Source organism: Myxococcus sp. CA023 (genome assembly GCF_010998615.1).
Lineage (GTDB): Bacteria > Myxococcota > Myxococcia > Myxococcales > Myxococcaceae > Myxococcus.
The window spans coordinates 138,458-162,500 of the sequence record NZ_JAAEAH010000002.1 but is presented as its reverse complement, the minus strand read 5'-3'; the positions used below and the strand labels follow the sequence as shown (position 1 = coordinate 162,500).

At 70.5% G+C, this 24,043-nt stretch carries 18 protein-coding genes; 5 read left to right on the top strand and 13 right to left on the bottom strand.

From position 1 onward, the window contains the following. The first annotated feature begins 86 nt into the window (after nt 1-86). Nucleotides 87-3,626: a serine/threonine-protein kinase gene (locus F8M74_RS38510; RefSeq protein WP_301340579.1), complete on the top strand. Its 3,540-nt coding sequence runs from the start codon at nt 87-89 to the stop codon at nt 3,624-3,626. Continuing rightward, on the top strand, nt 3,623-4,495 hold the full coding sequence (locus F8M74_RS01080) for a methyltransferase domain-containing protein (RefSeq protein WP_141254894.1): 873 nt from the start codon (nt 3,623-3,625) through the stop codon (nt 4,493-4,495). Before F8M74_RS38510 ends, F8M74_RS01080 begins: the two co-directional genes overlap by 4 nt. Before the next feature lie 70 nt (nt 4,496-4,565). On the opposite strand, the gene F8M74_RS01075 is transcribed toward F8M74_RS01080, so the two are convergent. The 8 genes from F8M74_RS01075 to F8M74_RS01040 all read right to left on the bottom strand — a co-directional run bounded on the left by F8M74_RS01075 (nt 4,566) and on the right by F8M74_RS01040 (nt 16,020). Beyond that, nucleotides 4,566-5,393 carry an SDR family oxidoreductase gene (locus F8M74_RS01075; protein WP_141254893.1) on the bottom strand — a complete coding sequence of 276 codons (828 nt, stop codon included), beginning with the start codon at nt 5,391-5,393 and terminating at the stop codon, nt 4,566-4,568. Next, nucleotides 5,390-6,160 carry a lysophospholipid acyltransferase family protein gene (locus tag F8M74_RS01070; RefSeq protein WP_141254892.1) on the bottom strand — a complete coding sequence of 257 codons (771 nt, stop codon included), beginning with the start codon at nt 6,158-6,160 and terminating at the stop codon, nt 5,390-5,392. Before F8M74_RS01070 ends, F8M74_RS01075 begins: the two co-directional genes overlap by 4 nt. Beyond that, nucleotides 6,157-7,125 (bottom strand): 3-oxoacyl-ACP synthase III family protein, encoded by a 969-nt coding sequence (locus F8M74_RS01065; protein ID WP_141254891.1) that lies wholly within the window; start codon nt 7,123-7,125, stop codon nt 6,157-6,159. The genes F8M74_RS01070 and F8M74_RS01065 overlap by 4 nt, the downstream gene beginning before the upstream one ends. Further along, complete coding sequence (locus F8M74_RS01060; protein WP_228559598.1) at nt 7,122-8,984, bottom strand: patatin-like phospholipase family protein; 1,863 nt, start codon at nt 8,982-8,984, stop codon at nt 7,122-7,124. Before F8M74_RS01060 ends, F8M74_RS01065 begins: the two co-directional genes overlap by 4 nt. A gap of 69 nt (nt 8,985-9,053) precedes the next feature. After that, nucleotides 9,054-12,215, bottom strand: coding sequence for an efflux RND transporter permease subunit (locus F8M74_RS01055; RefSeq protein WP_141254889.1), 3,162 nt, complete (start codon nt 12,213-12,215; stop codon nt 9,054-9,056). Nucleotides 12,216-12,224: 9 nt separating this feature from the next. Then, nucleotides 12,225-13,382, bottom strand: coding sequence for an efflux RND transporter periplasmic adaptor subunit (locus tag F8M74_RS01050; protein WP_141254888.1), 1,158 nt, complete (start codon nt 13,380-13,382; stop codon nt 12,225-12,227). After that, the gene (locus F8M74_RS01045; protein WP_141254887.1) at nt 13,370-14,830 is read right to left on the bottom strand and encodes a TolC family protein; all 1,461 of its coding nucleotides are present in this window, start codon (nt 14,828-14,830) and stop codon (nt 13,370-13,372) included. The genes F8M74_RS01050 and F8M74_RS01045 overlap by 13 nt, the downstream gene beginning before the upstream one ends. Before the next feature lie 197 nt (nt 14,831-15,027). Then, complete coding sequence (locus tag F8M74_RS01040; protein ID WP_141254886.1) at nt 15,028-16,020, bottom strand: hypothetical protein; 993 nt, start codon at nt 16,018-16,020, stop codon at nt 15,028-15,030. A 97-nt stretch (nt 16,021-16,117) separates the two neighbouring features. Here F8M74_RS01040 and F8M74_RS37650 point away from each other — a divergent pair, with 97 nt between their 5' ends. The 3 genes from F8M74_RS37650 to F8M74_RS01025 all read left to right on the top strand — a co-directional run bounded on the left by F8M74_RS37650 (nt 16,118) and on the right by F8M74_RS01025 (nt 18,788). Then, the gene (locus tag F8M74_RS37650) at nt 16,118-16,567 is read left to right on the top strand and encodes a hypothetical protein (RefSeq protein WP_228559596.1); all 450 of its coding nucleotides are present in this window, start codon (nt 16,118-16,120) and stop codon (nt 16,565-16,567) included. A gap of 34 nt (nt 16,568-16,601) precedes the next feature. Further along, nucleotides 16,602-17,843 (top strand): AAA family ATPase, encoded by a 1,242-nt coding sequence (locus F8M74_RS01030; RefSeq protein ID WP_141254885.1) that lies wholly within the window; start codon nt 16,602-16,604, stop codon nt 17,841-17,843. Nucleotides 17,844-17,960: 117 nt separating this feature from the next. Continuing rightward, nucleotides 17,961-18,788: an alpha/beta fold hydrolase gene (locus F8M74_RS01025; RefSeq protein ID WP_141254884.1), complete on the top strand. Its 828-nt coding sequence runs from the start codon at nt 17,961-17,963 to the stop codon at nt 18,786-18,788. A gap of 32 nt (nt 18,789-18,820) precedes the next feature. Here the strand turns inward: F8M74_RS01025 and F8M74_RS01020 are convergent, their stop codons facing one another. From F8M74_RS01020 to F8M74_RS01000, 5 genes are all read right to left on the bottom strand, one after another. Then, a complete protein-coding gene (locus F8M74_RS01020) occupies nt 18,821-19,585 on the bottom strand; it encodes a sterol desaturase family protein (RefSeq protein ID WP_228559594.1) in 765 nt (254 codons plus the stop codon). A gap of 32 nt (nt 19,586-19,617) precedes the next feature. Then, nucleotides 19,618-19,809: a hypothetical protein gene (locus F8M74_RS01015; protein WP_141254882.1), complete on the bottom strand. Its 192-nt coding sequence runs from the start codon at nt 19,807-19,809 to the stop codon at nt 19,618-19,620. Between the two features lie 155 nt (nt 19,810-19,964). Beyond that, nucleotides 19,965-22,199, bottom strand: a complete 2,235-nt coding sequence (locus F8M74_RS01010; RefSeq protein WP_141254881.1) for a hypothetical protein — start codon at nt 22,197-22,199, stop codon at nt 19,965-19,967. Further along, nucleotides 22,196-22,972, bottom strand: a complete 777-nt coding sequence (locus F8M74_RS01005; protein WP_141254880.1) for a DUF3142 domain-containing protein — start codon at nt 22,970-22,972, stop codon at nt 22,196-22,198. The genes F8M74_RS01010 and F8M74_RS01005 overlap by 4 nt, the downstream gene beginning before the upstream one ends. A 70-nt stretch (nt 22,973-23,042) precedes the next feature. Continuing rightward, nucleotides 23,043-23,840, bottom strand: coding sequence for an ABC transporter ATP-binding protein (locus F8M74_RS01000; RefSeq protein ID WP_141254879.1), 798 nt, complete (start codon nt 23,838-23,840; stop codon nt 23,043-23,045). Between the last annotated feature and the right edge of the window lie 203 nt (nt 23,841-24,043).

Sequence of the window (24,043 nt, the reverse complement as noted above, 5' to 3'; positions counted from 1 at the left end):
AGCCGGGGATTACGGTGCGTCTGGAATCAGTCCTACCGCCGCCAGGGGTTCCCGTTATCATCGGGGGGGCGGGCGGCCCCCCTCTGATGCGGCAACTTCCTTACGAAACCCGGCACCGGCCGGAGGATGCGACGCGTCGCCACGCGGAAGGCGAGGTCGTGGGCGGGCGCTACCGCATCCTCGGCTTCCTGGGCCGGGGCGGTGCGGGCACGGTGTGGCGCGCGCAGGACCTGCTGGCGGGCCCCGTCGCGGTGAAGCGGCTGCACCAGACGCTGGAGGACCTGGCGCGGCTGCCTCGGCTGCCCGAGGGCGAGTACACGCCGTCTTCCATCGCCCGGCATGAGCTGGCGCTGTCGCTGGCGCACGAATTCCAGACGCTCGCCTCGCTGCGCCATCCGCATGTCATCAGCGTGCTGGACTACGGCTTCGACGCCGAGCACCGGCCCTATCTGGCCATGGACCTGCTGGAGGACGCTCGGCACCTGGTGCAGGCGGGCACGGGGCAGCCATTGCGTGTGCAGGTGGGGCTGCTGGTGCAGACGCTGATGGCGCTGGCGTACCTGCACCGGCGCGGCATCATCCACCGCGACCTCAAGCCCGCCAATGTGCTGGTGGCCCACGGGCAGGTGAAGGTGCTGGACTTCGGCCTGGCGGTGGGGCGCGAGCACGTCCACCGCGCGCAGCCGGCCGGCACGCCGGGCTACCTCGCGCCGGAGCTGTTCGAGGACCAGCCGCCCTCGGAGGTGACGGACCTCTTCAGCGTGGGCGCCATGGCCAGCCAGATGATGTTCGGCCGGCTGCCGCATGCCGGACAGGTGCCCTCGCCGCCGGACTTCCCGCCCGCGCTGAAGGCCGTGCTGGAGCGGCTGGTGTCGCCGGACCCGAAGCTGCGGCCCCGCAGCGCGGACGCGGTGATTGCCGAGCTCTGCGCTGCCACCGGTGAGCCGGTACCGCCCGAGTCCGCCGCCACACGCGAGAGCTTCCTCCAGGCCGCGCGCTACGTGGGCCGGGTGGCGGAGCAGGCGCGGCTGTCCACCGTGCTCGAGTCAGCGATGGTGGGCCGCGGCGGCGCGTGGCTGGTGGGTGGGGAGAGCGGCGTGGGCAAGTCGCGGCTCCTGGAGGAGCTGCGCGCGCTGGCGCTGGTGAAGGGCGCGGTGGTGCTGCGAGGCCAGGGCGTGGCGGCGGGTGGTAGCCCGTACCAGGAATGGCGTCCGGTGCTGCGCTGGCTGGCCATCCTCACCACGCTGAGCGAGCGCGAGGCCAGCATCCTCAAGCCGCTGGTGCCGGACATCGAGGCGCTGTTGGGGCACCCCGTCGCGGACCCCGCCGACGTGGGCGCGGACATGGTGCAGGCGCGGCTGCTCCAGGTGGTGGAGGACGTGTTCGCGCGGCTGACCCAGCCCGTGGTGGTGGTGCTGGAGGACCTGCACTGGGCGGGCGATGAGTCGCTGCATCTGCTCTCACGGCTCGCCACGCGGGCGTTGGCGCTGCGCCTGTTGCTCATCGGCAGCTTTCGTGACGATGAGGCGCCTTCGCTTCCCTCGGCACTGCCGGGCCTTCCGCTGCTGCGGCTGCCTCGGCTGGACGCTCGGGAGGTCTCCATCCTCAGTGAGTCCATGATGGGGGCACCCGGAGCCCGGCCCCACCTGGTGGACCTGTTGCTGCGCGAGACGGAGGGCAATCCCTTCTTCCTCGTGGAGGTGGTGCGGGCGCTGGCGGAGGAGGCGGGAGGGCTGGACCGGCTTGGCGACATGGCACTGCCGGAGCGAGTCTTCGCTGGCGGCGTGCGCAGGCTGGTGCAGCGGCGGCTGGAGAAGGTGCCGGTTCCTTCGCGGGAATTGTTGCAGGTGGCCGCCATCGTCGGGCGGCAGGTGGACGTGCCGCTGCTCCAGCAGGCCGCGCCGGATGTGGACGTGGAGCACTGGCTGACGGACTGCGCGGCGGCGGCGGTGCTGGACGTGGCGGATGGGCGCTGGCGCTTCGCACACGACAAGCTGCGCGAAGGGGTGCTGGATGATTTGCCCGTGGACGCGCGGCCCGCGTTGCACCGGCGCGCCGCGCTGGCGATGGAGGCGGCGCATGGGCAGCGGGCGGAGTGGACAGCGGCGCTCACCTACCACTGGGGCATGGCCGGGGACGCGCTGCGTGAGGCTCGCTATGCGCTGCGCGCGGGCGAGGAAGCCCTTCGCGTGGGAGCCTGCCGCGAAGCACTGCCTTTCCTCACCCGGGCGCTGACACGGGTGACCGAAGTGGGTGGCGACGCCATGACGTTGGGGCACCTGGAGGCACTCCTGGCGGAGACGCGCTTCCAGTTGGGGGAGCTCCAGTCCTTCCGTGAGCATGCGGAGCGTGCGCTGCGGCACTTCGGCTGGCCCGTGCCGTCCAGCCGCATGGGCTGGGCGCTGGGGACGCTGGGGCAGGGCCTGCTGCGGCTGGCGCAGAGCTCCCGGCCGGAGGACTACGACGAGGAGACGGAGGAGCAGCGGCGGGTGCGGCGCGTGGCGGGGCGGCTGTTGATGCGGCTGCTCGATGCGTTCATCTATGCGCACCAGGCGCTGCCCGTCCTCTGGTCCGGCCTGCGCGCGTTGAACCTGTGCGAGCCGGCGGGTGCGTCGTCGGAGCTGGCGCGGGGCTACACGAGCATGGCGGTGGTGGCGGGCACGTTGCCCATCCGGTCGGTGGCGGAGACGTGGGCCCGCCGCGCATTGGAGGTGGCCGAGCGCGTGGGCAACCCCGCGGACCTGGCCTTCGTGCTGTGCCGCAACGCCGTGTATGGCGCGTACGTGGCGCGGTGGGCGGAGGCCGAGGCGTGGCTGGAGCGGGCCATGGGTATCGTCGACTCGGTGGGCGACGTGCGGTTGGCGGAGGAGTGCCGCGCGCTGCTGACGGTGGTGTCGTGTTACCAGGGGAAGTTCGCGCGGGGGCTGCCGCTGATGGCGTGGCTGGAGCACTCGGCGCGGCGGCGCGGAGCGCTCCAGACGGAACACTGGGCTCTGCACTACCAGGCGCACATCCATTTGCGGCTGGGCGACTACGCGAAGGCTCGCGCCGCGCTGGCCCAGACGCTGGCATGGACGGAAGCCCAGGGTGGGCAGACGGACCGCATCATCGTGGAGGGGGCGCTGGCGCTGTTGCGGCTGCGTGAAGGTGACGCGGAAGGGGCCCGGGCCGCGGCGGACCAGGCGCTGGCGAGGATGTCGTCCGGAAAGCCAGTGGCGCACTTCGTCTACTTCGGCGTGATGACGGTGGCGGAGGTGCTCTTGACGCTGTGGGAGCGGGGCACGGATGCCTCGCTGGTGGCGAGCGCCAAGGCTGCGCGCCGGGAGGCGGAGGTCTTCGCCAAGGTGTTCCCCTTCGGTGAGGCCGCGGCGCGCTTGTGGCGTGGGCGGGAGGCCTGGCTGGACAACGACGCCACGCGGGCCTTCGAGGCGTGGCGCCGGTGTATCGCTGTCGCATCGAGGAAGGGGCAGTCCTTCGAGGAGGCCCACGCGCGAGTGGCGCTGGCCAGGCACCTGCCATTGGAGGACCCGGCACGGTGTGTCCATCAGCAGCGCGCGGTGGAGTTGTTCACCCGGCTGGGCATGCGGGATGAGCAGGCCCGCGCGGAGGCGCTCGCGCGTTCATGAACGGTGTGCGCGTCCGGGACGTGGCGTTGCTGGCGTGTCCCGCATGTGGTGGGGCGCTGGTGTTCCACGGGCTCGAGGCGGACGGATGCATCCGCGATGGGTGGCTGCGTTGCGGTGGCTGCGGCGAGGCGTGGAGCGTGGCGCGCGGCATGGCGCGGCTGTATCGCGAGGACGCGGTGCGCGGTACGGACCGGCTGATGCGCATCATCTACGACGGGCTGCCGGTGTTGCATGACCCGCTGACGAAGCTGCTGACACCGCTGTTTCAATCTGTCTCGGAAGCGCGGATGCGCGCGGGGTACATGCGCCGTGTGGAGCTCGGCTCGCTGACGCCGCACGAGGACGGGAGCCCGGTGCGGGTGCTGGAGGTGGGCGTGGGCTCGGGGGCGAACCTGCCGCTCCTGCGCGACGGCTTGCCGCCGGGGCTCGACGTGGACGTGTGGGGCGTGGACCTGAGCGAGGGCATGCTCAAGCACTGCAAGCGGCGGTTGCGGTCTGGTGGTTATGCGGGCGTGCGGCTGATGATGGCGGATGCGCACGCGCTGCCGTTCCCGGATGCGTCGTTCGACCGGGTGTTTCACGTGGGAGGCATTGGCGGCTACCGGGCACCCGAGCGGGCCCTGGCGGAGATGGCGCGCGTGGCGAAGCCGGGCACGCCGCTGGTGGTCGTGGACGAGCAAATGGACCCGGCCTTCCGGCCCTCGCTGTTCCAGCGCGCCGCGTTCCGCGCGATGACGTTCTACTCGTGGGATCCACACTGCCCCCGGGAGCTGCTGCCTTCGGGGGCGTTCGACGTCACCGAGGAGCAGGTGGCGCCGTTTTATTACTGTCTGTCGTTCCGGATGCCGGAGCAAGACGCACGGGCCTGACGGCCGACGCACATGTCTGTCTTGAGGGAGATGCCGATTCCTGTCTCTCGGCCATCGGACAGGGCTGACCTCACGGATTCAGCACCAGGTCCAACAGCCGCAGCGTCATCCCGCCAGTGAAGTCGATGGTGGCTCCGTTGAACCAGCCTGCCTCCTCACCGGTGAGCACCGTGACGAAGCGGGCCACATCCTCCACGGTGCCCATGCGTCCCGCGGGATTCATCCTCGCGTGGGCCGCCTCCAGGCGCGCCAGGGCCCCGGGCGAGTACACGTGCTTCAGCGCGGGCGTCATCACCGTGCCGAACTTCAGCAGGTTCACGCGGTGTCCTCGCGGTCCCAGCTCCATGGCCAGGTAGCGCACGTACATCTCCAGCGCCGCCTTCGACGCGCTGATGAGCCCTGTGTTCCCCAGGTGCGTTTCATCCAGCGGGTTCTGCAGACCGAGAAGCCGGGCCTCCGGCGCCAACATGTCTTCATTCACCAGGGCCTGCACCCAGAAGACAAACGAGTGCGCCATCGTGTCGAAGGTCCGGCGGATGCGCCGCGCGTGCAGTCGGTCCTCGCCCTCGGACAGGAATCGCCCCACCGACGCCCCCGCAATCGAATGCACGAAGAGCTTCACGCTCCGAGGCCCGGCGACGTCCCGCAGCGCCGCCACGCCTGCCTCAGCGGCCTCTGGAGACGACGCGTCCGCCTGCCACATCACACTGAGTCCACCGGCGTCCCGCACCCGCTGCTCCAACTGCACGGCACCGTCCGCGTACCGGCCCCGGTGGACACCGAAGACATTCAACCCGGGCTTCCGAGTCACTGCCTCCGCGATGGCCGCGCCCGTGCCAGACGAAGCTCCCAGGATGAGCGCCCACTGTCGCGCCTCGGAACCCTCACCTTCCTTCATTGCACTGCCTTCCGTGTGCTGCCCTTGTCCACGTCGCGAGCCTTGTCGAGCAGCCCCTGCACCGCGTCCGCCACTTCCTGATGCACCGCGCGCATCGCGTCCCGGTTGCCCGCGTCGAAGCCTGGCTCCAGGTGGCGCGTCAGCGGCTCGCCCACCCACTGCGTCATCTTCACGGGGAAGGGAAGCGACAAGGGCCACAGGCCCGTGGCACCCACGCCCAGCCACAGCGGCAGCCGCGCGGGCATGCCCACCCGCCGGCCCAGCGCGTACCCGTCGTTGAGGCCCACGTACGCGTCGTCCATGCCGCTGCCGCCCACGGGGACAATCGGCAGCCGGTAGCGCACCGCCAGGCGCAGGTAGCCCATTCGCTCGCCCCAGTCGACGCGGTAGCGGTGGCGGAAGTCACGGCAGCCCTCGCGCGTGCCTCCTGGCTGCAACAACACGTGCTCGCCGCGCGCCACCGCCTCCGCCAGCCGCGGGTCATCCCTTGTGACGAAGCCCAGCCCGTCCGCCACCGTGCGCATGCCCGGAATCGAATCGAACGCGCCGTGCGCCACGCCGTGCGGCAGATAGCCCAGGCGTTCGTGGAGCGTCACCGTCAGCATGCACAGGTCCACGGCCAGGGGGCGCCCGTGGTAACCGACGATGAGCTTCGCGCCGGGACGGAGCAGCGGCTCCAGGTTCACCACCTCGTAGCGGTGATACCGGCGCAGCAGCCGGAATGTGGTCAGCCATGCCGTCAGGGGCCAACCGCCCGCCTGTTTCATCCGCCCACCTGGTAGAGCACCGCGCCGTGGGCCACGCCCGCGCCCACGCCCACCAGGAGGATGCGGTGCCCTGGCTTCACCGGACGCGTGCGCAGCAGCCGGTCCAGGCTGGTGCCCAGCGAGGCCGAGCCCACGCTGCCCACCGTGTCCACCACGCGTACGCTCCGCTCCGGTGACACCTCCAGCGCCTGGAGGATGGCCTCCAGCATGCTGCCATTCGGCTGGTGCGTGAGCACCCACTCGACGTCGCGAAGGGCCACGCCCGCCTCGTCCAACGCCGCGCGCGCCGCCCGTACCAGCGCATCCAGCGCGACGCGGGTCATCTCCTGACTGGGCGTCAGGAAGCGCATCCGCTCCAGCTTGCCGGTGGCCGTCGGGTTCTCCAGCACCACGTCCGTGGGCAGCGTGCCGTCATTGCCCAGGGCCACGCCCAGGACGCCTTCTCCCGAACGGCCCGCGCCCATCACGGCGGCGGCGGCGGCGTCGCCCAGCACCAGGTAGGGGCGGGGCTCCTCGGGCGTGGTGGTGCGCGACAGCAGCTCCACGGACACGATGCCCACCGGCCCCAGCCCCGTGGCCACTGAGCGCGCCGCCAGGTCGAAGGCGCTCAGGAAGCCCATGCAGGCGTTGCTCAGGTCCATCGCGTCGCAGCTTCCCGACAGGCCCAGCGCCGCTGCCACGCGGTTGGCGGTGGCGGGCGTGGTGACGTCGCCGCCCATGGAGGTGACGCAGAGGATGCGGCGCAGGGCCCGGGCCTCCAGTCCCGCCGCGTCCAGCGCGCCGCGCAGCGCCTGTGCCGCCACGTCCGCGGCCTTCGTCCCCGGTGGCGCGAAGTGGCGGGTGCGGATGCCCGTCTTCCGTTCCACCTCCGCGGCGTCACGTCCCACGCGCGCGCACAGTTCCGCGGTCGTCACGGCGGGGCCGGGAAGGACACTGGCGGTGCCCATGATGCGAACGGGAATCATGCGGCTTGCTGTCCTCCTGGATGCGCGTGGGCACGGGCACCCCGGGCTTTGACCTGGAGCCAGTGCTGCTTCATCTCCTCCAGCCGCTTCGCGAGCGAAGCATCCTCCGCCGCCCGTCCGAGGATGTCCCGGGCCTTGGTGAACTCCATGGCGGTCAGCAGCGGCGCCTCCGCGGATTGGATGTCGTAGCGGACGTCCGCGAGCAGGCTCTCCACGTCACCACTGCGGTGCAATAGCAGCACGCCACTGGCCGCCAGGTCCAGCGCGCGGGCCACCGGATTGAGTCCCGCCAGGAATCGCCCCAGGCCGGACTGCCGCCGCGGGGACGCATGCCGGACGCCGAAGGGGAAGATGTTGCTGGAGAAGATGACGTCCGCGCCCGCGTTCAACAGCACGTGTGCGGGCACCATGCTGGTGAAGGCGCCGTCCACGTACCGCGCGGGAGGCACCACCGTGGGGCCCCAGATACCCGGCGCCGAGCCACTGGCGCGCACCGCCAGGGCCACCGGCCCCTGCTCCAGCGCCACGCAGTCTCCGCTGGTCAGGTCCGTCGTCACGGGCAGGAAGCGGATGGCCATTTCCTCCAGGCAGAGCCGGCCCAGGTCCTGCTCCACGAAGCGCTCCAGCGAATACGTGGTCACGATGGCGGCCGTGGCGGCCAGGGTGAGCTGCCGGCTCATTGCTCGCTCCTCCAGCCGTCGCAGTCCTCCCATCCCGTCGTGCCCATCCAGCGCGCTGCCGCAGAAATACGCGCCCACCAGCGAGCCCATGCTGGCGCCGCTGACGATGTCGATGGGCACGCCCTGGCTCACCAGCCAGCGCAGGATGTGGACGTGATAGAAGCCCCACACGCCGCCGCCGCTGAGCGCTAGGCCCACGCGCCGGTGGGTGAGGGCACGGGCCCAGCGGGAGAGCGCGTCCCGCTCGCCGGGGCTCAGCACCGTGGCGTCCAACGGACGGTCATCCACGAGCACCCGCGCCATCCTGTCCATGCTCAACCGCAAGGGACAGGGCGGCAGCCACTGGGGATGCAGCGACTGGCCACTCAGCTCCGACGCGTGTGACGCACGGCGGGGCTCCACCACCACGGTGGGAAGCACGCGAGGGGCCGACGTCTGCCGCGCGTCCAGCGTCGTCACCAGCCGCGCCGTCTTGCCTGTCATCCCGGCGTCCGCTACGCCGCAGCCGTCGAGCAGGGCGTAGTGGAGGCCGTGCTCGGCCGTGAGCCGTTGGAGCACCGATGGGGTCAGCAGTCCGGGACCGCCAGCTTCCGCTGGAGGCAGTGTGGCGCGCAGGACGCCATCCGCCCCCTTCGTGACGGGCGCGTCATGCCCGCCCGGTGCGCTCCGGAGCAGCAGCACGCGGTCTCCGAAGTCACGGTGGATGACCTTCGCCACCAACTCGATGAGGGAGGACAGGGGCGCGCCGCGCACGTCGCTCTCGAAGGCGATGACCTCCGCTGGCGGACGGGGCCGCTCCTGCACGCCGGTGGGCGCGTGCAGCAGGCTCGCGACAGCGTCCTTCGGAAAGAAGAGGCCCTCGGAGTCCGTCGTCGCGCGGATGGTGAAGGCGTTGCTGCCGCTCGACAGCGCCTCCAGTCCCAGGGGCGTGCCGGGCTGGAGCGTCATCAGGAGCGCGTCACCGCGCATGACCTCCAACTCGCCCTCCAGGAGAAGGGAGAATCCCTCGGGGGGCTCGCCTTCCCGGCACAGCACCTCGCCGCGAGCCCAGGACACGTCCTGGCCCTTGCCCAGCAGTTGGAGCAGCGCGGTGTTGCCATGGTGCCGGAGCCCGGGCGCACGTTTGAGTGCATACAGCCGCTGGCGCCGCCGGTCATCGCGTGACGGGAAGTGAGACATGGCACCCCGCAGGATAACGAAGCCCCTCCGGCGGGGCATCCAGTGGGCCCCCAGGCCGCTGGTCAGCACTCAGGGTGCGTGGGGCTCCGGAGGGCGGACGGAGGGCGGCGGCGTGTTGACATCGCCATGCCCGCGGACGCGGAGCCTGGCGGCCTCCAGCACCACGTACAGCACGGGGATGAAGATGAGGTTCACGAAGGTGGACAGCAGCATGCCGCCGAACACGGTGGTGCCCAGGGACTTGCGCGCGGAGGCCCCCGCCCCCGAGGCCAGCATCAGCGGCACCACGCCCATGAGGAACGCGAAGGACGTCATCAGGATGGGCCGCAGGCGCGTCTGGGCGGAGTGGATGGCGGCGTCCACGACGCTTCGGCCTTCGTGGCGGAGCTGCTCGGCGAACTCGACGATGAGGATGGCGTTCTTGCTGGCCAAGCCTACCAGCATGACGAGCCCGACCTGGCAGAACACGTCGTTCTGGAGGCCGCGCAAATTCTGCAGCCCCAGCGCGCCCAGCATGGCCACGGGGACGCCCAGGAGGATGACCAGGGGCAGGGCGAAGCTCTCGTACTGCGCGGACAGCACCAGGAAGACGAAGACGACGCCCAGCCCGAAGATGAGCAGCACGCTGCGGCCCGCCTCCTTCTGCTCCTGGGACAGGCCCGTCCATTCGAAGGTGTAGCCCACGGGCAACGTCTTGCGCGCCACCGCCTCCATCGTGTCCAGGGCCTGCCCGGAGCTGGAGCCCGGCGCGGCCTGCCCGTTGATGGTCGCCGAGCGATACAGGTTGTAGTGCTGGATGTTCTGCGCGCTGGTGATGGGCCGCACCTGCACCAGCGACTCCAGCGGCACCATCTCTCCCTTCGCGGAGCGGACGTAGAGCGCGTCGATGTCGCGCGGCTCGTTGCGGAACGGGACGGCGGCCTGCACGTACACCCGGTACACGCGGCTGGCGAAGGTGAAGTCATTCACGTACTGGCTGCCCAGGTAGACTTGCAGCGTGGAGAAGACGCCGTCCAGCGGGACGCCCATCGCCAGGGCCTTCTCCCGGTCCACCTGCACGTCCAGGAGTGGCGTGTTGGCGGTGTAGGAGGAGAAGACACCGCGCAGGCCGGGGTTCTGGCTGGCCGCGCCCACCAGCATGTCCGTCGTCTGCGCGAGCTGAGCGAGCGTTCGGCCGCCTTGCTGGTCCTCCAGCACGAACTCGAAGCCGCCCACGCTGCCCACGCCGCGGATGGCGGGGGGCTCGAAGGGCAACACGCGCGCGCCGCCAATGGCCATCAGCGGGCGTCGCAGGCGCTCCACCAGTCCCGCCACGCTCTGGTCCGGCCGCTTGCGCTCGTCCCACAGGTGCAGGTTGACGAAGAGGGTGCCGTAGTTGACGCCCGTGCCCAGCAGCGAGAAGCCGCCCACGGTGAAGATGTCCGCGACCTCCGGCTGCTGGCGCAGCACGTCTTCCGCTTGGATCAGCACATTGCGCGTGTAGTCCAGCGACGTGCCCTCCGGTCCCTGCACGGCGATGATGAGGTAGCCCTGGTCCTCGCCCGGGATGAAGCCGGTGGGCGTGAGGTGGTACACCAGGATGGTGCCGGCCAGACACACGACGAAGGCGATGACCACCGGCCAGCGCAGCGGTCCGATGAGCTTCGCCAACATCCGGCCGTAGGCGTCGCGGAACGCGTCGAGCCCCCGGTCGAACATGCGGAAGACCTTCCACTTCTGGCCTTCGTGGGGCCGCAGCAGGATGGCGCACAGCGCGGGGGACAGGGTGAGCGCCACCAGCGCGGACAGGCTGATGGAGAAGGCCAGGGTGAGGGCGAACTGCCGGTAGATGATGCCGGTGGTGCCGGGGAAGAAGGACACCGGCACGAACACCGCGGACAGCACCAGGGCAATGGCCACCAGCGCGCCGGCGACCTGCTTCATTCCCCGGTGGGTGGCCTCGCGAGGGCCCACGTTGTCCTGCTCCATGGTGCGCTCGACGTTCTCGATGACGATGATGGCGTCATCCACCACCAGGCCCGTGGCCAGCGTGAGGCCGAAGAGCGTCAGCGTGTTGATGGAGAAGCCGAACGCGTTGACGAAGAGGAAGGTGCCCACCAGCGACACGGGCAGCGTGGTGGCCACCACCAGCACGCTGCGCCAGCCGTGCAGGAAGATGAAGATGACCAGCACCACCAGGAAGATGGCCTCACCCAGCGTCACCAGCACCTCCTCGATGGAGGCCTGCACCGCCGCCGTGGTGTCGAAGGCGCGCTGGTAGCGCATGCCCGGCGGGAAGTTGCCCTTCAGCCGCTCCAGCTCAGCGACGATGCCGTCGCGCACCTCCAGCGCGTTGGAGCCGGGGAGCTGGAAGATGCCCAGGCCCACGGCCTCACGGCCGTTGAAGCGCAAGAGCTGTCCGTAGTTCTCCGCGCCCAGCTCCGCGCGGCCCACGTCCTTCAGCCGCACCAGCGAGCCGTCCGGCCCCTGCTGCACCACGATGTTGCCGAACTCCTCCGCGGACGTGAGCTGCCCCAGCACGCGCACCGTGAACTGGTACGTCTGTCCCGGCGGCGCGGGCGGCTGTCCCACCTGTCCCGCGCCGATTTGAACGTTCTGCGCGCGCAGGGCGTTCACCACGTCCGTGGCGGCGAGCCCACGCCGCGCCAGCTCCGAGGGGTCCAGCCACAGCCGCATGGCGAAGCGCCGCTCGCCGAAAATTCGCACGTCGCCCACGCCCGTCACGCGCAACAGCGCGTCCCGGATGAAGACGTCCGCGTAGTTGCTGAGGAAGCCCGTCTCGTAACGGTTCTCCTCGTCGAACAGGCCGAAGGCCATGAGCAGCTGCGTCTGGGCCTTGGTGATGGTGACGCCCAGCGCGTTGACGGCGGCCGGGAGCTGCGCGGACGCGGTGGCCACGCGGTTCTGGACGTCCACCGCGGCGATGTCCAAGTCCCGTCCTGGGTCGAAGGTGACGGTGATGGTGCTCACGCCCGTGTTGCTGCTGGTGGAGGAGATGTAACGCATGCCCTCCACGCCGTTGAGCTGCCGCTCCATCACGGTGGTGACGGCGCTCTCCACTGTTTCCGCGGAGGCGCCGATGTACGTCGCCGTCACCTGCACCACGGGCAACGACAGGTCAGGGTATTGCTCGACGGGCAGGATGGGGATGGAGATGGCCCCCACCAGGGTGATGATGATGGACACCACGCTGGCGAAGACGGGACGGCGGATGAAGAAGTCGGTGAACATGGCGGCCCCTCACTGTTCCGGCGGGGTGCCGCCGTCGGCGCCGCTGCCGCCCACGCCATGAGGTGGCTTGCGCGAGGGGGCCTTGGGTTGGATGGGCTGGCCATCGCGGAGCAGCTGGATGCCGCTGAGCACCACGGGCGTGCCCGCGTCCAGTCCGCCCGTCACCTCGTAGTCATTGCCGGAGACGAGGCCCAGGCTCACCGGCGCCCGCTGCGCCACGGTGCCCGCGTCCGAGTCCTGCACCACGAACACGAAGGCCTGGCTGCTGATGCGGGTGACGGCGGAGGTCGGGACGCGCAAGGCTTCCCGCGTGGCATAGACGACCCGGGCGCGCACGAACTGTCCCGCGCGCAGGCCCACGGTGTTCTCGAAGACGCCGCGTATCTCCACCAGCTGCGTGGTGGCGTTGGGCGTGGGCGCTACGAAGAACACCGGCGCGGACACCACGAGCCGGCCCTCCGGGTCCAACACCTCCACTGGCGTGGTGCCCACCCGGACGGTGCCTGCCCGCTCGACGGGAATCTGGACGGACAGCTCCAGCGTGTTGCTCTGGTCCAGTGTGGTGAGGACCGTCTGCTGCGTCACGAAGTCGCCCACGTTCACCGGGTAATCGCCCACGATGCCGGCGAAGGGCGCGCTCACTTCGTAGAAGCCGAGCTGGACCTCCTGGGCCTGCACCTGGGCTTCGATGGCATGCGCGTTGGCCTCGGCTTGCAGTGCCTGCGCCACCGCCTGGTCATGGTCCTGGCGGCTCTGGAGTCCCTCCTTCAGCAGTTGCGCGCTGCGCTTGCGCGTCTGTTGGGCGTACTCTCGCTGCGCCATGGCGGCGGCTTGCTGCGCCTGGGTGGCGCGCAGGCCCGCGCTTTCTCGCCGGGGGTCCACCACGAGCAGCACTTCACCCTGTTGGACGCGTGCTCCTGGCTCGAGCGGAATCGCCTTCACGTAACCCGCGACCTGCGGATAGACGGTGATGCTGCTGCGGGAGATGAGCGCGCCCAGGTACTCGTTGGACTCGCGCACCTCGGCGGGGGCCAGGCGCTCCACCTCCACCGGCATGGGCTGGTTCGTGGCCTCCTGGCCTCCCTGCGGCCCCGGATCGCTCTGCGAGCGGCAGCCCGCGAGGAGCAGAACGGCGAGCCCCGTGCTCCACGCCCTCACCAATCGCATGCCGCCTCCGTGAGAAACGCCGCGACCCGCGCCTGCTCCAGCTCGAACTCGCGCACCACCAGCAGCAGCTCCGCCTGGCGGAGGTCCGACGCTGTCTGGATGAGCTCCAGGCTGGTTCCCGTTCCCACCTCGAAGCTGCGCCGGGTGAGCCTGTCATTCTCCTCGGCCAGGGCGCGTCCCCGGCCCGCGATTCGCACGGCCGCCTCCGCGACCTCCACGGCGCGCCGGGCCTGCAGCACCTCCACTGAGGCCGTGCGCTCCAGCTCCACCAGCCCCTGCTTCGCCACCTCCACGCCCGCGCGCGTCTGCCGCAGTTGGCCTTCACGCGCGCCGCCATCCCAGAAGGGCAGCACCAGGCTGGCGCCGATGTTCCACACCGGCACCGTCGCGAAGCCCTCTTCCACGGTGAGGGCCAGGGTGGTGCTGGTCAGCGCGAGCGTCGGGGCATAACGCGCCTTCACCTCCGACACCTGCCGCTCCGCCAGCGTGCGCCGCGAGCGCGCCACCGCGATGTCCGCGCGCCGGTCGAGCGACTCCAACTGCTGGCAGTCCCGCCGCGAGTGCTGGAGCAGGGTCTCCAACTGGACGCCCCGGACCAGGCCCACGCCTCGAGGAATGCCCAGCACCAGTCCCAGCGTCTCACGGGCCTTGCGCAGGGTCTCGTCACCCAGGACGACGAGGTTGCGCGCCGTCTCCGTGTCCTGCTGCACGCGCACCACGTCCAGCCGCGTGCCCGCGCCCAGCTCGAAGCGACGCTCCGTGAGGGCCAGTCGCTCCAGGGCGGTGCGGAGGTTGACGCGGTTGACCTCGGCCGTCCGCTCCTGCGCGGCGACGAGCACTAGAGACTGGGCCAGCGCGCTGGTGAGCTGGCGCCGCGTCTCCGCCAACGACAGGTTGGCGGTGCGCCGGGCCTCGCGCGCGGTGCCCAGCGCGATGATGGACGGGAGGTTGAACAGGGGCTGGGTGGCGTTCAGCAGTCCCAGGAAAGGCGGGCGGGTGAGGCCCGGTGACTGGGCGCCTCCGACGTCGCCGCCAATGCCGCCTCCCACGCCGCCGCCACCACCACCCAGCAGCGGCGTCGCGTTGGGGTTGAGCACGTTGTACTGGACGGAGACGGTGCCGGTGAGCGTGGGCAGCAACGCGGCCAGGGCGATTCGCTGCGCGCCCGCGGCGGACTCCACCTGGGCCAGTGCGGTGTACAGGCTGGTGGAGCGTTGACGCAGCAGGTGCAGCGCCTCGTCCCAGGTCGCCACCTGCATCTCGGCCGGGGGAACGGGCTCCAGCAGCGGGTCGGACACCGGGAACTTCGGCGGCTCGGGTGTCTCCGGGGAGAGGGCGGGAGCACGGGTCGCGGGGGGCTCCACGCCCGCGTCGGTGCCGGGGCCCGCCTGGGCCAGCAGGAGGCTGGAGGCGTGGGACAGCAGGACTGCGAGCAGCAGGGCATTCATGGGAGCGCGCGCACAGGTAGGAAGCGCGTTGCCCAGCCACCACGGCCGGCGGGGCTGCCCTGCGTCTGGTGGACAGAAAAAGGGACGGGACTGCGTGTCAGTGCATGAAGAAGGGCAGGACAGGCAGCCCGTGGGGCAGGGCTGCTGTCATGCACGGCCTCCGGGGGCGATGCGACTGCGCGGGCTTGGACAACAGCTCAGAGCTCCGCGTCCCAGTAGTAGTCGAAGCGCAGCATCCCCGTGAGGGTGCGTGCGTCCGTTCGCGGAGTGAGCCGGGCGTAGCCCGCGTGTGTCTCGATGCCGGCCCGGAGTTTCCGGTGGGTCACCCACAGGCCGCCGCCCAGTTCGTGCGTGCGGAACGCGCCGGAGGTCAGCTCACCAGCGAACCGGTAGTTGAGGCCGAGCCCCAGGTTGATGGTGGGGCTGCCGAACACCTGAACGTGCTCCCTCTGGATGCCGCCGCCCACGCCCACGTCGAGGAGGCCCACGTCACCGGGGCCTCGGGCGAAAAGGTGAAGGTAGCGGGCATGGGCGGTGAGCTGGGTTTGGAAGGGCCAGCGCGAGGGGGCGTTCCGGACGACGAGGCTGGGCGCAAGGGTGGTCCTGCCACCGGCCGACAGCGGCGCTGGGGTCAGCACGCCCGCGAAGCCTCGCGCGTTGACGTACTCGCCGTCGAGGTTGGCGGTCATGTCGAACGAGGGGCCCAGGAAGGACAGTGACTTCGAGACGCCCGCGCCCGCCGACCAGGCGCGCCGCTCGGACTCTGGGAGGTCCAGGCCTTCGACGTGGGTGAACGTCGAACCGCTCAGGTGCGCCCGCGCGGCGATGGTGGGCCACGCATAGTGCTGGACGTTGAAGCGCGCCGAGGGCCCACTGTAGGTGCCGGAGGGTGCGTCATCGCCGGTGAGGGTCAGGCTCGAATAGGCCAGTCGTCCACCCGCGTGGTCGTAGAGGTCGGTGTCAGGAACGTCCTCCGGCGTCATCTGGGTGGGATTCCCCCAGTCGCAGAACGGGAGGATGCACGCCTCATCGGGGCCGGTGCAGATGCCACAGCCGCTGTTGCAGCAGGCGGTTCCTTTCGCACAGTCAGTGGGGCCACAGCGGATGCGATTGAAACAGCCCGTGAGGCCCAGGCTTGCCGCAATCAGGATGAGGACGCACAGCCGCCGGTTCGAGCCAGGTGTTGTCATATGAGGGAAACTAGACAGGGCGCCCCGTGTCGTTGCATCACGGAACCCTCATGGATGGCGCATCCTTGCGTCCTTCCATCGCCGCCATGGAGTCGGAATGAGAGTGGAAGAATTTCGCCGCGCCCTCGACAAGCGGAGCGCCTCTCGTGGGCTGGAGGTGGTCTTCCACCCACCCGCTTCAACCGAGGCACTCCAGGCGCTCTCGGAGCAGCTTGGCGGACCGCTTCCATTCCAGGTCGAGCTCTTCTGGCGCGCGCATGATGGACTCGTCGTGCGGGAGCCAGCGCTGTGCGTCCTGCCCTGTGCGCAGTGGGTTCCGGTGGGTGGCTTCGTGCATTTCGCCACGTTCGACGGCCAGCATCGGCTGGGCTTCGACACCCGGGCCCGGAATGACGCCGACCAGTGGGACATCGTCCATGTCGATACCGGAGACTGCGTGACGCTGACGATGGCCAGCTTCTGGTCCAACAAGGTGTTCGCGTGGGTGGACAAGCGCCGGCCCATCTGGGAGTCCCAGGGGGGCATGCTGCCGTGCGGCGCGAGTTGACGCTGAAGCGTCCAGGGAGCCAGTCTTCCGGCTGATGCTCAAGCTCCAGTGGCTCCAGGTCCACCAGTTCCGCTCCGTGAAGCCCGGGACGCGGTTGCTCTTCAGCCCGTCCCTCAACGTGCTGCTCGGAGATAACGGCACCGGGAAGTCCACGCTGCTGGATCTCGCCGCCGCCGTGGTCAGCTCGGACTTCACGCCGTTGCGGCATGAGGCGTTCGACCTCGAGTATGCGCTGGCCGCGGACACCGGCCGCATCACCGTGCGCGTGCGCAACGTGCCCTCGGGCGCGGAGGGCACGAGCGGCTTGTCCATGGACATCACCGTGGCCCCGCGCGACATGGCCTGGCCGCTGGTCATCCACCGCGAGGGCCAGCAGCTCCGCGTCTCCCGCGAGGACGACACCACCGACGTCGTGCACGAGCGCATCGCTCCCGAAGTCGGTGGCCGGCTCTGGCTCGTCTTGATGACGGGCGGCATCGCCTGGGTGGAGAAGACGGGTGAGGGCACCGCCGCCGTCGAGCCGATGCTCGCCATGGCGCGGGAGGTCTCCGCGCAGGCCGACCTCCGCCGCTTCGACGAGGGGCTCGCCCACTTCGACCAGCTCTGGCGCGCCGAGCTGCGGCTCTCCCGTCGCGCGGAGGGCGTGCTCGCCACGGGCACGGGCGTGGCCTCGGAGGACCTGCTCGACGGCCTGCGCAAGGTCGCCGCCGCGCAGTGGGGCGCCGCCCGCTACGTGCTGTCCTCGGAGAACGTCCCCTTCCTCCGTGACGCCGCCCGGCTCCTCGGCTTCGCGTCCGCGGAGGCGCTCCTGTCCCCGCTGGAGACCCAACCCCAGGGCAAATACGAAACGCTGTCCCTGGGAAACCTGGACCTCTGCTTCGTCACCGCCGCCGGCCAGCGCCTCTCCGCCCGACAGCTCGGCTACGGACAGAAGCGCCTGGTGGCCTTCCTCCACTACCTGGCCCACGCCCGCGCCGTCGTCATCGCGGATGAGGTCGCGCACGCCTTCCACCCCCGGCAGGTCCGCGCCATCCTCGAACAGCTCGAACCCCGGCAGGCCCTGCTCACCAGCCAGAGTCCAGAGCTGCTCGACAGCCTCACCTTCGACTCGCCCGAGCAGGTGCGCTCCACCTTCGTGCGCTGCCGCCGCGAGGAGGACACCGGCCGCCTCATCTGGGAGAACCTGTCCCCCGACGCCGCTGGGGACTTCTTCACCGCCTGGCGCGCCGAGCCCCGCCGCGTGGGCGAGCTGCTTCAAGCCAAGGGACTCTGGTAGCCAGTCGCGTGGGCTCCGAGGGCAGCGCGACGTCATCCGGCCAACGGCTCCGCGAAGGGGCGTACCCGTTCGTGTGAGTCGCTCGCCTATCCTCGCCAGCCGGGGAGGGTGCTGCGCATGTCGATGCTGACCGTCAACGGAACGGAGCTGTACTACGAGGACTCGGGTGGCACGGGCGTGCCCGTCGTCTTCAGCCACGGCTTGCTGTGGAGCTGTCGCCTCTTCGACCCGCAGGTGGAAGCGCTGTGCGGACGTTACCGCTGCATCGCCTATGACCACCGGGGCCAGGGCCAGAGCGCCGTGCCTCCGGCGCGCGTCATCGACATGGAGACGGTGTACCTGGACGCGGTGGCGCTCATCGAGCAGCTGGGCGTGGGGCCCTGCCACTTCGTGGGCCTGTCCATGGGCGGCTTCGTCGGCATGCGCATCGCCGCGCGGCGTCCGGACCTGCTGCGCTCGCTGGTGCTGATGGAGACGTCCGCCGACCCGGAGCCCCTTCACAACGTGCCGCGCTACACGCTGCTCAACCTCACCGCGCGCCTGGCGGGCCTGCGCCCGGTGGCGGACCCGGTGATGCGCATCATGTTCGGCCGCAGCTTCATGACGGACCCCAACCGGGCCGAGGAGCGCAGCCGTTGGCGCACGCGCCTCGTGGAGAACCGCCGCGACATCTGGCGCGCCGTCAACGGCGTCATCGAACGGCGCGGCGTGGCCCATGAAATCCCACACATCCGCGTGCCCACGCTCGTCGTCGTCGGCGCCGAGGACACGGCCACCGTCCCCGCCAAGGCGCAGCGCCTGCACCGGCTCATTCCCGGCTCACGTCTGGTGACCCTGCCGCGCGGAGGGCACTCCTCCACCGTGGAGGAGCCCGCGCTCGTCAATGCCACCTTGGGAACATTCCTGGACGCGCAATCAGAGACGCGGACCTCCAGGGCGGGGTGACGGATTGCCGCCAGCGGGAACGAAATTCCAGCTCAGCGTGGCGTATTCCTGCTGTCAGTCGCCCGCGTCACGGGCGAGAGGAGCTGGGCCCAGAAGCGCCGGGGAAACGGCTCCACGAGCCCGAGCGGATACTGCTCGGGCCCGGTGGGCCGGTGGTAGGTGCCGAAGAGCCAGTCCGTCCACGGCGCGAGGTTGCCGAAGTTGTGCCGTGTGTGCCGTTCGCGCGCGTGGTGCCAGTGGTGTAGTTCGGGCGCGCCGAAGAGGAAGCCGAGGGGGCCCAGCGGCAGCCGGACGTTGGAGTGGATGAAGATGGCCCACATCCCGCGGAAGGCGATGAGCATCGCCAGCGTCTCGAGCGGAAAGCCCATCATCATCGCGGGGAGGTTCACCACCAACTGCGTGAGCAGTCCGTCCACTGGGTGCTCGCGGTGCGCGGCGAGCCAGTCGAGGTGCTCGGCGGAGTGGTGGACGGCGTGGAAGCGCCAGAGGAAGTCCACCTGGTGGGACAGTCGGTGGAAGCCGTAGACGAGCAGGTCGCAGAGCACCACCGCTTCAAGTGCCTGGAGCCACCAGGGCTGGTGTGCCACGGCGGCCTGGAGTCCGGTCAGGACACCCACCTGGCAGAGTGCCTTCACGTGGCTCAACACGAACAGCGCCAGCGGCGCGAGCACCAGGTACTGCGCGACGAAGTAGGCGAGGTCGGTGCGGAAGGCAGGACGCAGCAGCGGCTGTCCGGGGCGCGCGGCCCAGGCCTTCTCCAAGGGCCAGAAGACACACGCGAGCACCCCGAAGGACATCGCGGCCCCCCCGCCTAGGACCTCCAGACTCATCACGGCGTGGCCGGGGGCGCCGTGTCACCGTCATCGAGGGATTGCAGGCCGCCCTCCGGCATGCCGAACAGCGGGCGGATCTTGGTCCCACCGAAGAAGGTTCCAGCCGCCGTCAGCACCACGAAACCCAGCAGGAGGACCGCGAGGATCACCGTCACCGTACGAAGAACCTTGCTGCCTTGTGATTGCATGGACACGCGTACTCCCGTTATCCGGGAGGCTACACCACGCGTGCCATTCGAATGCAAACGCACACCATCTCAGCGGCTGAGAAGATAATCCGGACAGTCACTCCACATCCCGACCGCATCCGCCAGGCCACCCAGCGCGTGCTGTAGGCAGGCCGTCAGTACACGTAGGGCGTGCGCTTCGCCCAGCTCGTCTTGCCGTAGTGCTTGTGGAGATATCGGAAGGCATCCCGGGCCTCGCGCGTGGCCTGTCCGCAGCCGCGCTTGCTGGCGCGGACCGCGCGGAACAGGGCGATGGGCGAGCGCGGGTCATCCGGGTGGGCCTGGGCCCAGGCCATGGCGACGCGGGCGAAGTAGGGCACCGAGTTGCCCGCGTCCTGGAGGGCCTTCCACTCCCGCGCCGCGTCCGGTGTGTCGGGCGTGTCCTCGAAGTGTACGGAGGGCACGCTCGCGTCTGGCTTCGGGCCGCACCACCCGTTGCGCTGGTAGGAGATGTCCATGGTGAGGCTGAGGTTGGGATGCGTGTTCGCCAGCCGGTCCTCGCCCGGGTAGAGCCGCGCCGAGACGGCGGGCAGTCCCATGAGGAGCAACTGGGCCTCGAATTGACGCTCTTCGGGCGTGGGCTTGCCGGCGAGCGCCAGCAGCTCCGCCTTGGCCTTGGGCTCCGTCTCCGCCAGGCGCTTCGCCACGGCCTGAATCGTCGCGTCATCACCCGCGACGGTGGCGCGTGCGAAGGCGGTCCACATGAGCTGCCGCCGAAGGGCGGGAGGCAGGGTGTCCCCCGCCGCCAGCTCACCCATGCGCTTCGCCGTCAGCCGGGGCTCCAGCATGGCCACGGCGCGCGGGCTGAAGAGCCGGGGCCGTTCGGCCAGCGGCGTGGTGTAGGGCTCGGAGTAGCTGCTGGTCATTTCATAGTCGGCGATGATGTTGACGGCTTCCCGCATGGCCTCGTCCAGGTCTCTGGCCACCGCGAGCCGCTCCTCGCGCAGCAGGTTGTCCGTGGAGGGAAGGTCCCGGGTCAGCTCGGCGGGCACCGTCGCGAGCCGCGCCCGCGCCGCCTCCACCTCGCCTCGGCCATGCAAGAGCCGCGCGGCATGGTACGCCACCATCAGGCCGGCGGGAGACGTGGGCGCGACCTTCGCGGAGGCGGCGAGCAGCTCCGGCACGCCCGGCGCGTCCGGCGTCGCCTTGCTCAGCGCGGCGACGAGCCACGGTATGTGCGCCGTCTTCTTCCATCGGGCCAGGGCTCCGTCGTATTGCGCGCGGCGCTCCGCATCGGGCGCCGCGCTGTAGGGCGTGTCCTTCATGGCGTGGAGCCACGCCTGGAGCGCCTCGGCGGGCGCGGGGAGGCCCTCGCAGGTGCTCGCTTCCCGCAACATCAGGTCGAGGTCGCCCAGCTCCGCGGCGAAGGCAGTGCCCGTCCCGGGTTCGAGCACGTGCGACAGCAGCTCACAGTGCCAGGTCTTGGGTCGCAGCCGGTAGCGCACCAGGCTCCGCAAGCCGCGCGCGGACGCATGGACGCTCCGCAGCTCCGGGGAGGCGAGCACGCCATCGAGCACCCGGTCCGCCTCGCTCAGTCGCGAGAGGAAGACGGCGTCTTCCCGCGACTCGAAGGGATACTCCCCCTGCTTCTCCATCAGCGCCTGCCGGACGTGGGTGCGCGCCACGAGGTAGGCGGCGAGCGCCCGGTAGGGCGATTCCTGCGACGCAGCGAGCTTCTGGAACGAGGACAGGGCGCCGGGATAGTCGTCGCAGTAGAAGCGCGAGGCCGCCTCCTGGTAGGCGCGCTCGTCCCGCCGGCGGGCCTGGTGCTGCGCGCTCACGCCTTCATCCAGCCGCGGGTCGGGCTCCGGCAGGCTGGCGCACGGGCCGAAGACGGTGTCCTGGTTGCGCACCCACTCCTCCACCAGCGCGGGGTGCTTCTTCCACGCCTGGGCCAGGTCGGTGGCGGTGTTCGCGGCGCGCTGGAACGCGTCACCCTGGATGCGGGGGACCTGTGCGTATTTCACCTGCCGGGAATGCGCGAGCGAGGCTTCCGGGAGCTGAGGCGCCACCTGCTTCCGTGCCGCCAGCCAACGCTGGAATCCAGGTGTCAGGGAGAGGTGCTCCGGCAACGCCTGGTGCATGAGCTCCCAGCGCGTCACCAGGGGCTGTTGCTCCTCGGGCGTGGTGGGAATGCCCATCATCGTCCGGTAGGCGAACGCGAGGTAGGCGGTGCGCATCGAGCCGTGCACCACGCCCAGCCGCCCGGCCGCGAAGGTGGAGAGCGGCCAGTCGGGATGGCTGCTGGTGACGAACACGGGCCCGGCGAAATCGTGGGCACACGCCCTCGCTTCGGTGGGGGTGAGCAGGAACGCGAGGCCGCTGGTGACGGTGATGAGCAGCTTCTTCATGGATGGAGCTCCGCCACCGCGCGCGCGAACGCATCGGGCGTCCAGGGCCGGGGGTTGAAGACATAGAGGGTGGAGACGCCAGGGGGCACGGCCTGCCACTCATCGAGCGCCAGCCCCACGCTGCCCCGGCAAGGGGCGGGCAGTCCGCGCGCGAAGCGGGCCCGCCACGTGGGGGCCTCCGGGCCCATGCGGAAGAGCTGGGGCACCACCTCGTCCACGGGGGCGTGCGTCAGCCAGCTTCCGGGCGTGCACCATGAGGCGAGACCGGTGATGGACAGCGCCATCGATGTGGGCAGCTTCTGGCGGAGCGCCTGGAGCAGCGCGACGTAGGCGTCGTATTCGGACGCGCGGGCATCGAAGTCAATCTGGAGTGCCGTCAGCTCCGGAAGGCGCGCCAGCGTGGCGAGCCGGTCCGCCAGCGCGTGCAGTCGCTCGGGCGGGTACCGCGCGAGCGACGCGCCCGGCTGGGTTTCCATCCGCACCGTGGCCCTCAAGGGTGTCCCGGGCGGAACGTGGAGCGGCTGCCGGCGCGGGTGTTCGCGCACCTCCGTCTCCGTGAGCGCGAGCGTGGCGCGCAGGAAGGCCACGCTGACCGGGCGCCCCGTCCGCGCGAGGAAGCGGAGGTCTTCCGGCCGCTCCCAGGCCCAGAGCACCACGCGCGGTGGCTCCGGCGGCGGCGTGGGCGTGCTGCACGACATGAGCACGGCGAGGGTGGCCAGCAGGCCGCTCCGTGTCCAGGGTGCCACGAGGGGCGAAGGGGATGGGGGAAGCATCGTGGTCGTCGGGCCGCACTCGCGCGGTGGACCGGACTGTTTGCAACGCGCGTTCCGGGTACGCGCCGCCTCAGGCCTGGGCCGCGCGCTTGTTCTGGGCGCGGCGCCGGAGCCAGTTGCGGAGGAAGGCCTTCACCGCGGGGTGCTGTGACTCACGGAATGCGTCTGGCGGGCCGTACTCCACGATGCGGCCTTCGTGCATCAGGGCCAGGTGGTCCGCCATGCCAAAGGCGGAGGCCACGTCCGGCGTAATCACCAGCGAGGTGGCGCCGAGCTGCTGCTTGCCGGTGGTGATGATTTCATTCACCGCCGCGGTGGTGAGCGGATCCAGTCCGGCGGTGGGGTCGTCGTAGAGGAGAATCTTCGGCTGGAGGATGGTGGCGCGCGCGAAGCCCACGCGCTTCTGCATGCCGCCGGACAGCTCGCCGGGGAAGCGCTGCGTTGCGTGCGACAGGCCCACGCGCTCCAGCGTCTTGTTCACCGTCTCGGCGATTTCTGCCTCGGGCATGCGGGTGCGCTCGCGCAGGGGGAAGGCCACGTTGTCGAACACGGTGAGCGAGTCGAAGAGGGCGTTCGCCTGGAAGAGGATGCCCTGCTTGCGGCGCATCTGGTCGAGCGCGGCCTCGTTCATCCGCGCGATGTCCTCGCCATCCACCAGGACGGTGCCCCGGTCCGGCTGCAAGAGGCCCATGATGTGCTTCATCAGCACCGTCTTGCCCGACCCGGACACGCCCATCAGCACGCAGGTGGTGCCCTCTGGCACTTCCAGGTTCACCCCACGCAGCGCGTGCTGGTCTCCGAAGGACTTGTGGAGGTCCCGCACTTCGATGGCCAACTGGCGGGAGGACGGTGGGCTCGAGGGGCTCATGGCCGCGCGAACATAGTGCGCGTCCGCCGCCTTCCGCCTCCAAGAAGCGGCTGCCAGGCGTGGGGAAGGGGCGCCCGGCCGCCCGGCTTCCATCCCGGTGTGGAATGGCGGTCAGAGGCGGGGCGGCCCCTCGCCACGGGGCTTGCCCTGGGAGCGGAGGGCGCGATGCTTCGAGGTCCGTGGGGGAGACGGAATGACACATG

What these genes read in the sequence shown, in the direction of transcription:
- F8M74_RS38510 (WP_301340579.1), top strand. Translation starts at nt 87, where the DNA reads ATGCGGCAACTTCCTTACGAAACCCGGCACCGGCCGGAGGATGCGACG.
- F8M74_RS01080 (WP_141254894.1), top strand. Translation starts at nt 3,623, where the DNA reads ATGAACGGTGTGCGCGTCCGGGACGTGGCGTTGCTGGCGTGTCCCGCA.
- F8M74_RS01075 (WP_141254893.1), bottom strand. Translation starts at nt 5,393, where the DNA reads ATGAAGGAAGGTGAGGGTTCCGAGGCGCGACAGTGGGCGCTCATCCTG.
- F8M74_RS01070 (WP_141254892.1), bottom strand. Translation starts at nt 6,160, where the DNA reads ATGAAACAGGCGGGCGGTTGGCCCCTGACGGCATGGCTGACCACATTC.
- F8M74_RS01065 (WP_141254891.1), bottom strand. Translation starts at nt 7,125, where the DNA reads ATGATTCCCGTTCGCATCATGGGCACCGCCAGTGTCCTTCCCGGCCCC.
- F8M74_RS01060 (WP_228559598.1), bottom strand. Translation starts at nt 8,984, where the DNA reads ATGTCTCACTTCCCGTCACGCGATGACCGGCGGCGCCAGCGGCTGTAT.
- F8M74_RS01055 (WP_141254889.1), bottom strand. Translation starts at nt 12,215, where the DNA reads ATGTTCACCGACTTCTTCATCCGCCGTCCCGTCTTCGCCAGCGTGGTG.
- F8M74_RS01050 (WP_141254888.1), bottom strand. Translation starts at nt 13,382, where the DNA reads ATGCGATTGGTGAGGGCGTGGAGCACGGGGCTCGCCGTTCTGCTCCTC.
- F8M74_RS01045 (WP_141254887.1), bottom strand. Translation starts at nt 14,830, where the DNA reads ATGAATGCCCTGCTGCTCGCAGTCCTGCTGTCCCACGCCTCCAGCCTC.
- F8M74_RS01040 (WP_141254886.1), bottom strand. Translation starts at nt 16,020, where the DNA reads ATGACAACACCTGGCTCGAACCGGCGGCTGTGCGTCCTCATCCTGATT.
- F8M74_RS37650 (WP_228559596.1), top strand. Translation starts at nt 16,118, where the DNA reads ATGAGAGTGGAAGAATTTCGCCGCGCCCTCGACAAGCGGAGCGCCTCT.
- F8M74_RS01030 (WP_141254885.1), top strand. Translation starts at nt 16,602, where the DNA reads ATGCTCAAGCTCCAGTGGCTCCAGGTCCACCAGTTCCGCTCCGTGAAG.
- F8M74_RS01025 (WP_141254884.1), top strand. Translation starts at nt 17,961, where the DNA reads ATGTCGATGCTGACCGTCAACGGAACGGAGCTGTACTACGAGGACTCG.
- F8M74_RS01020 (WP_228559594.1), bottom strand. Translation starts at nt 19,585, where the DNA reads ATGTCCTTCGGGGTGCTCGCGTGTGTCTTCTGGCCCTTGGAGAAGGCC.
- F8M74_RS01015 (WP_141254882.1), bottom strand. Translation starts at nt 19,809, where the DNA reads ATGCAATCACAAGGCAGCAAGGTTCTTCGTACGGTGACGGTGATCCTC.
- F8M74_RS01010 (WP_141254881.1), bottom strand. Translation starts at nt 22,199, where the DNA reads ATGAAGAAGCTGCTCATCACCGTCACCAGCGGCCTCGCGTTCCTGCTC.
- F8M74_RS01005 (WP_141254880.1), bottom strand. Translation starts at nt 22,972, where the DNA reads ATGCTTCCCCCATCCCCTTCGCCCCTCGTGGCACCCTGGACACGGAGC.
- F8M74_RS01000 (WP_141254879.1), bottom strand. Translation starts at nt 23,840, where the DNA reads ATGAGCCCCTCGAGCCCACCGTCCTCCCGCCAGTTGGCCATCGAAGTG.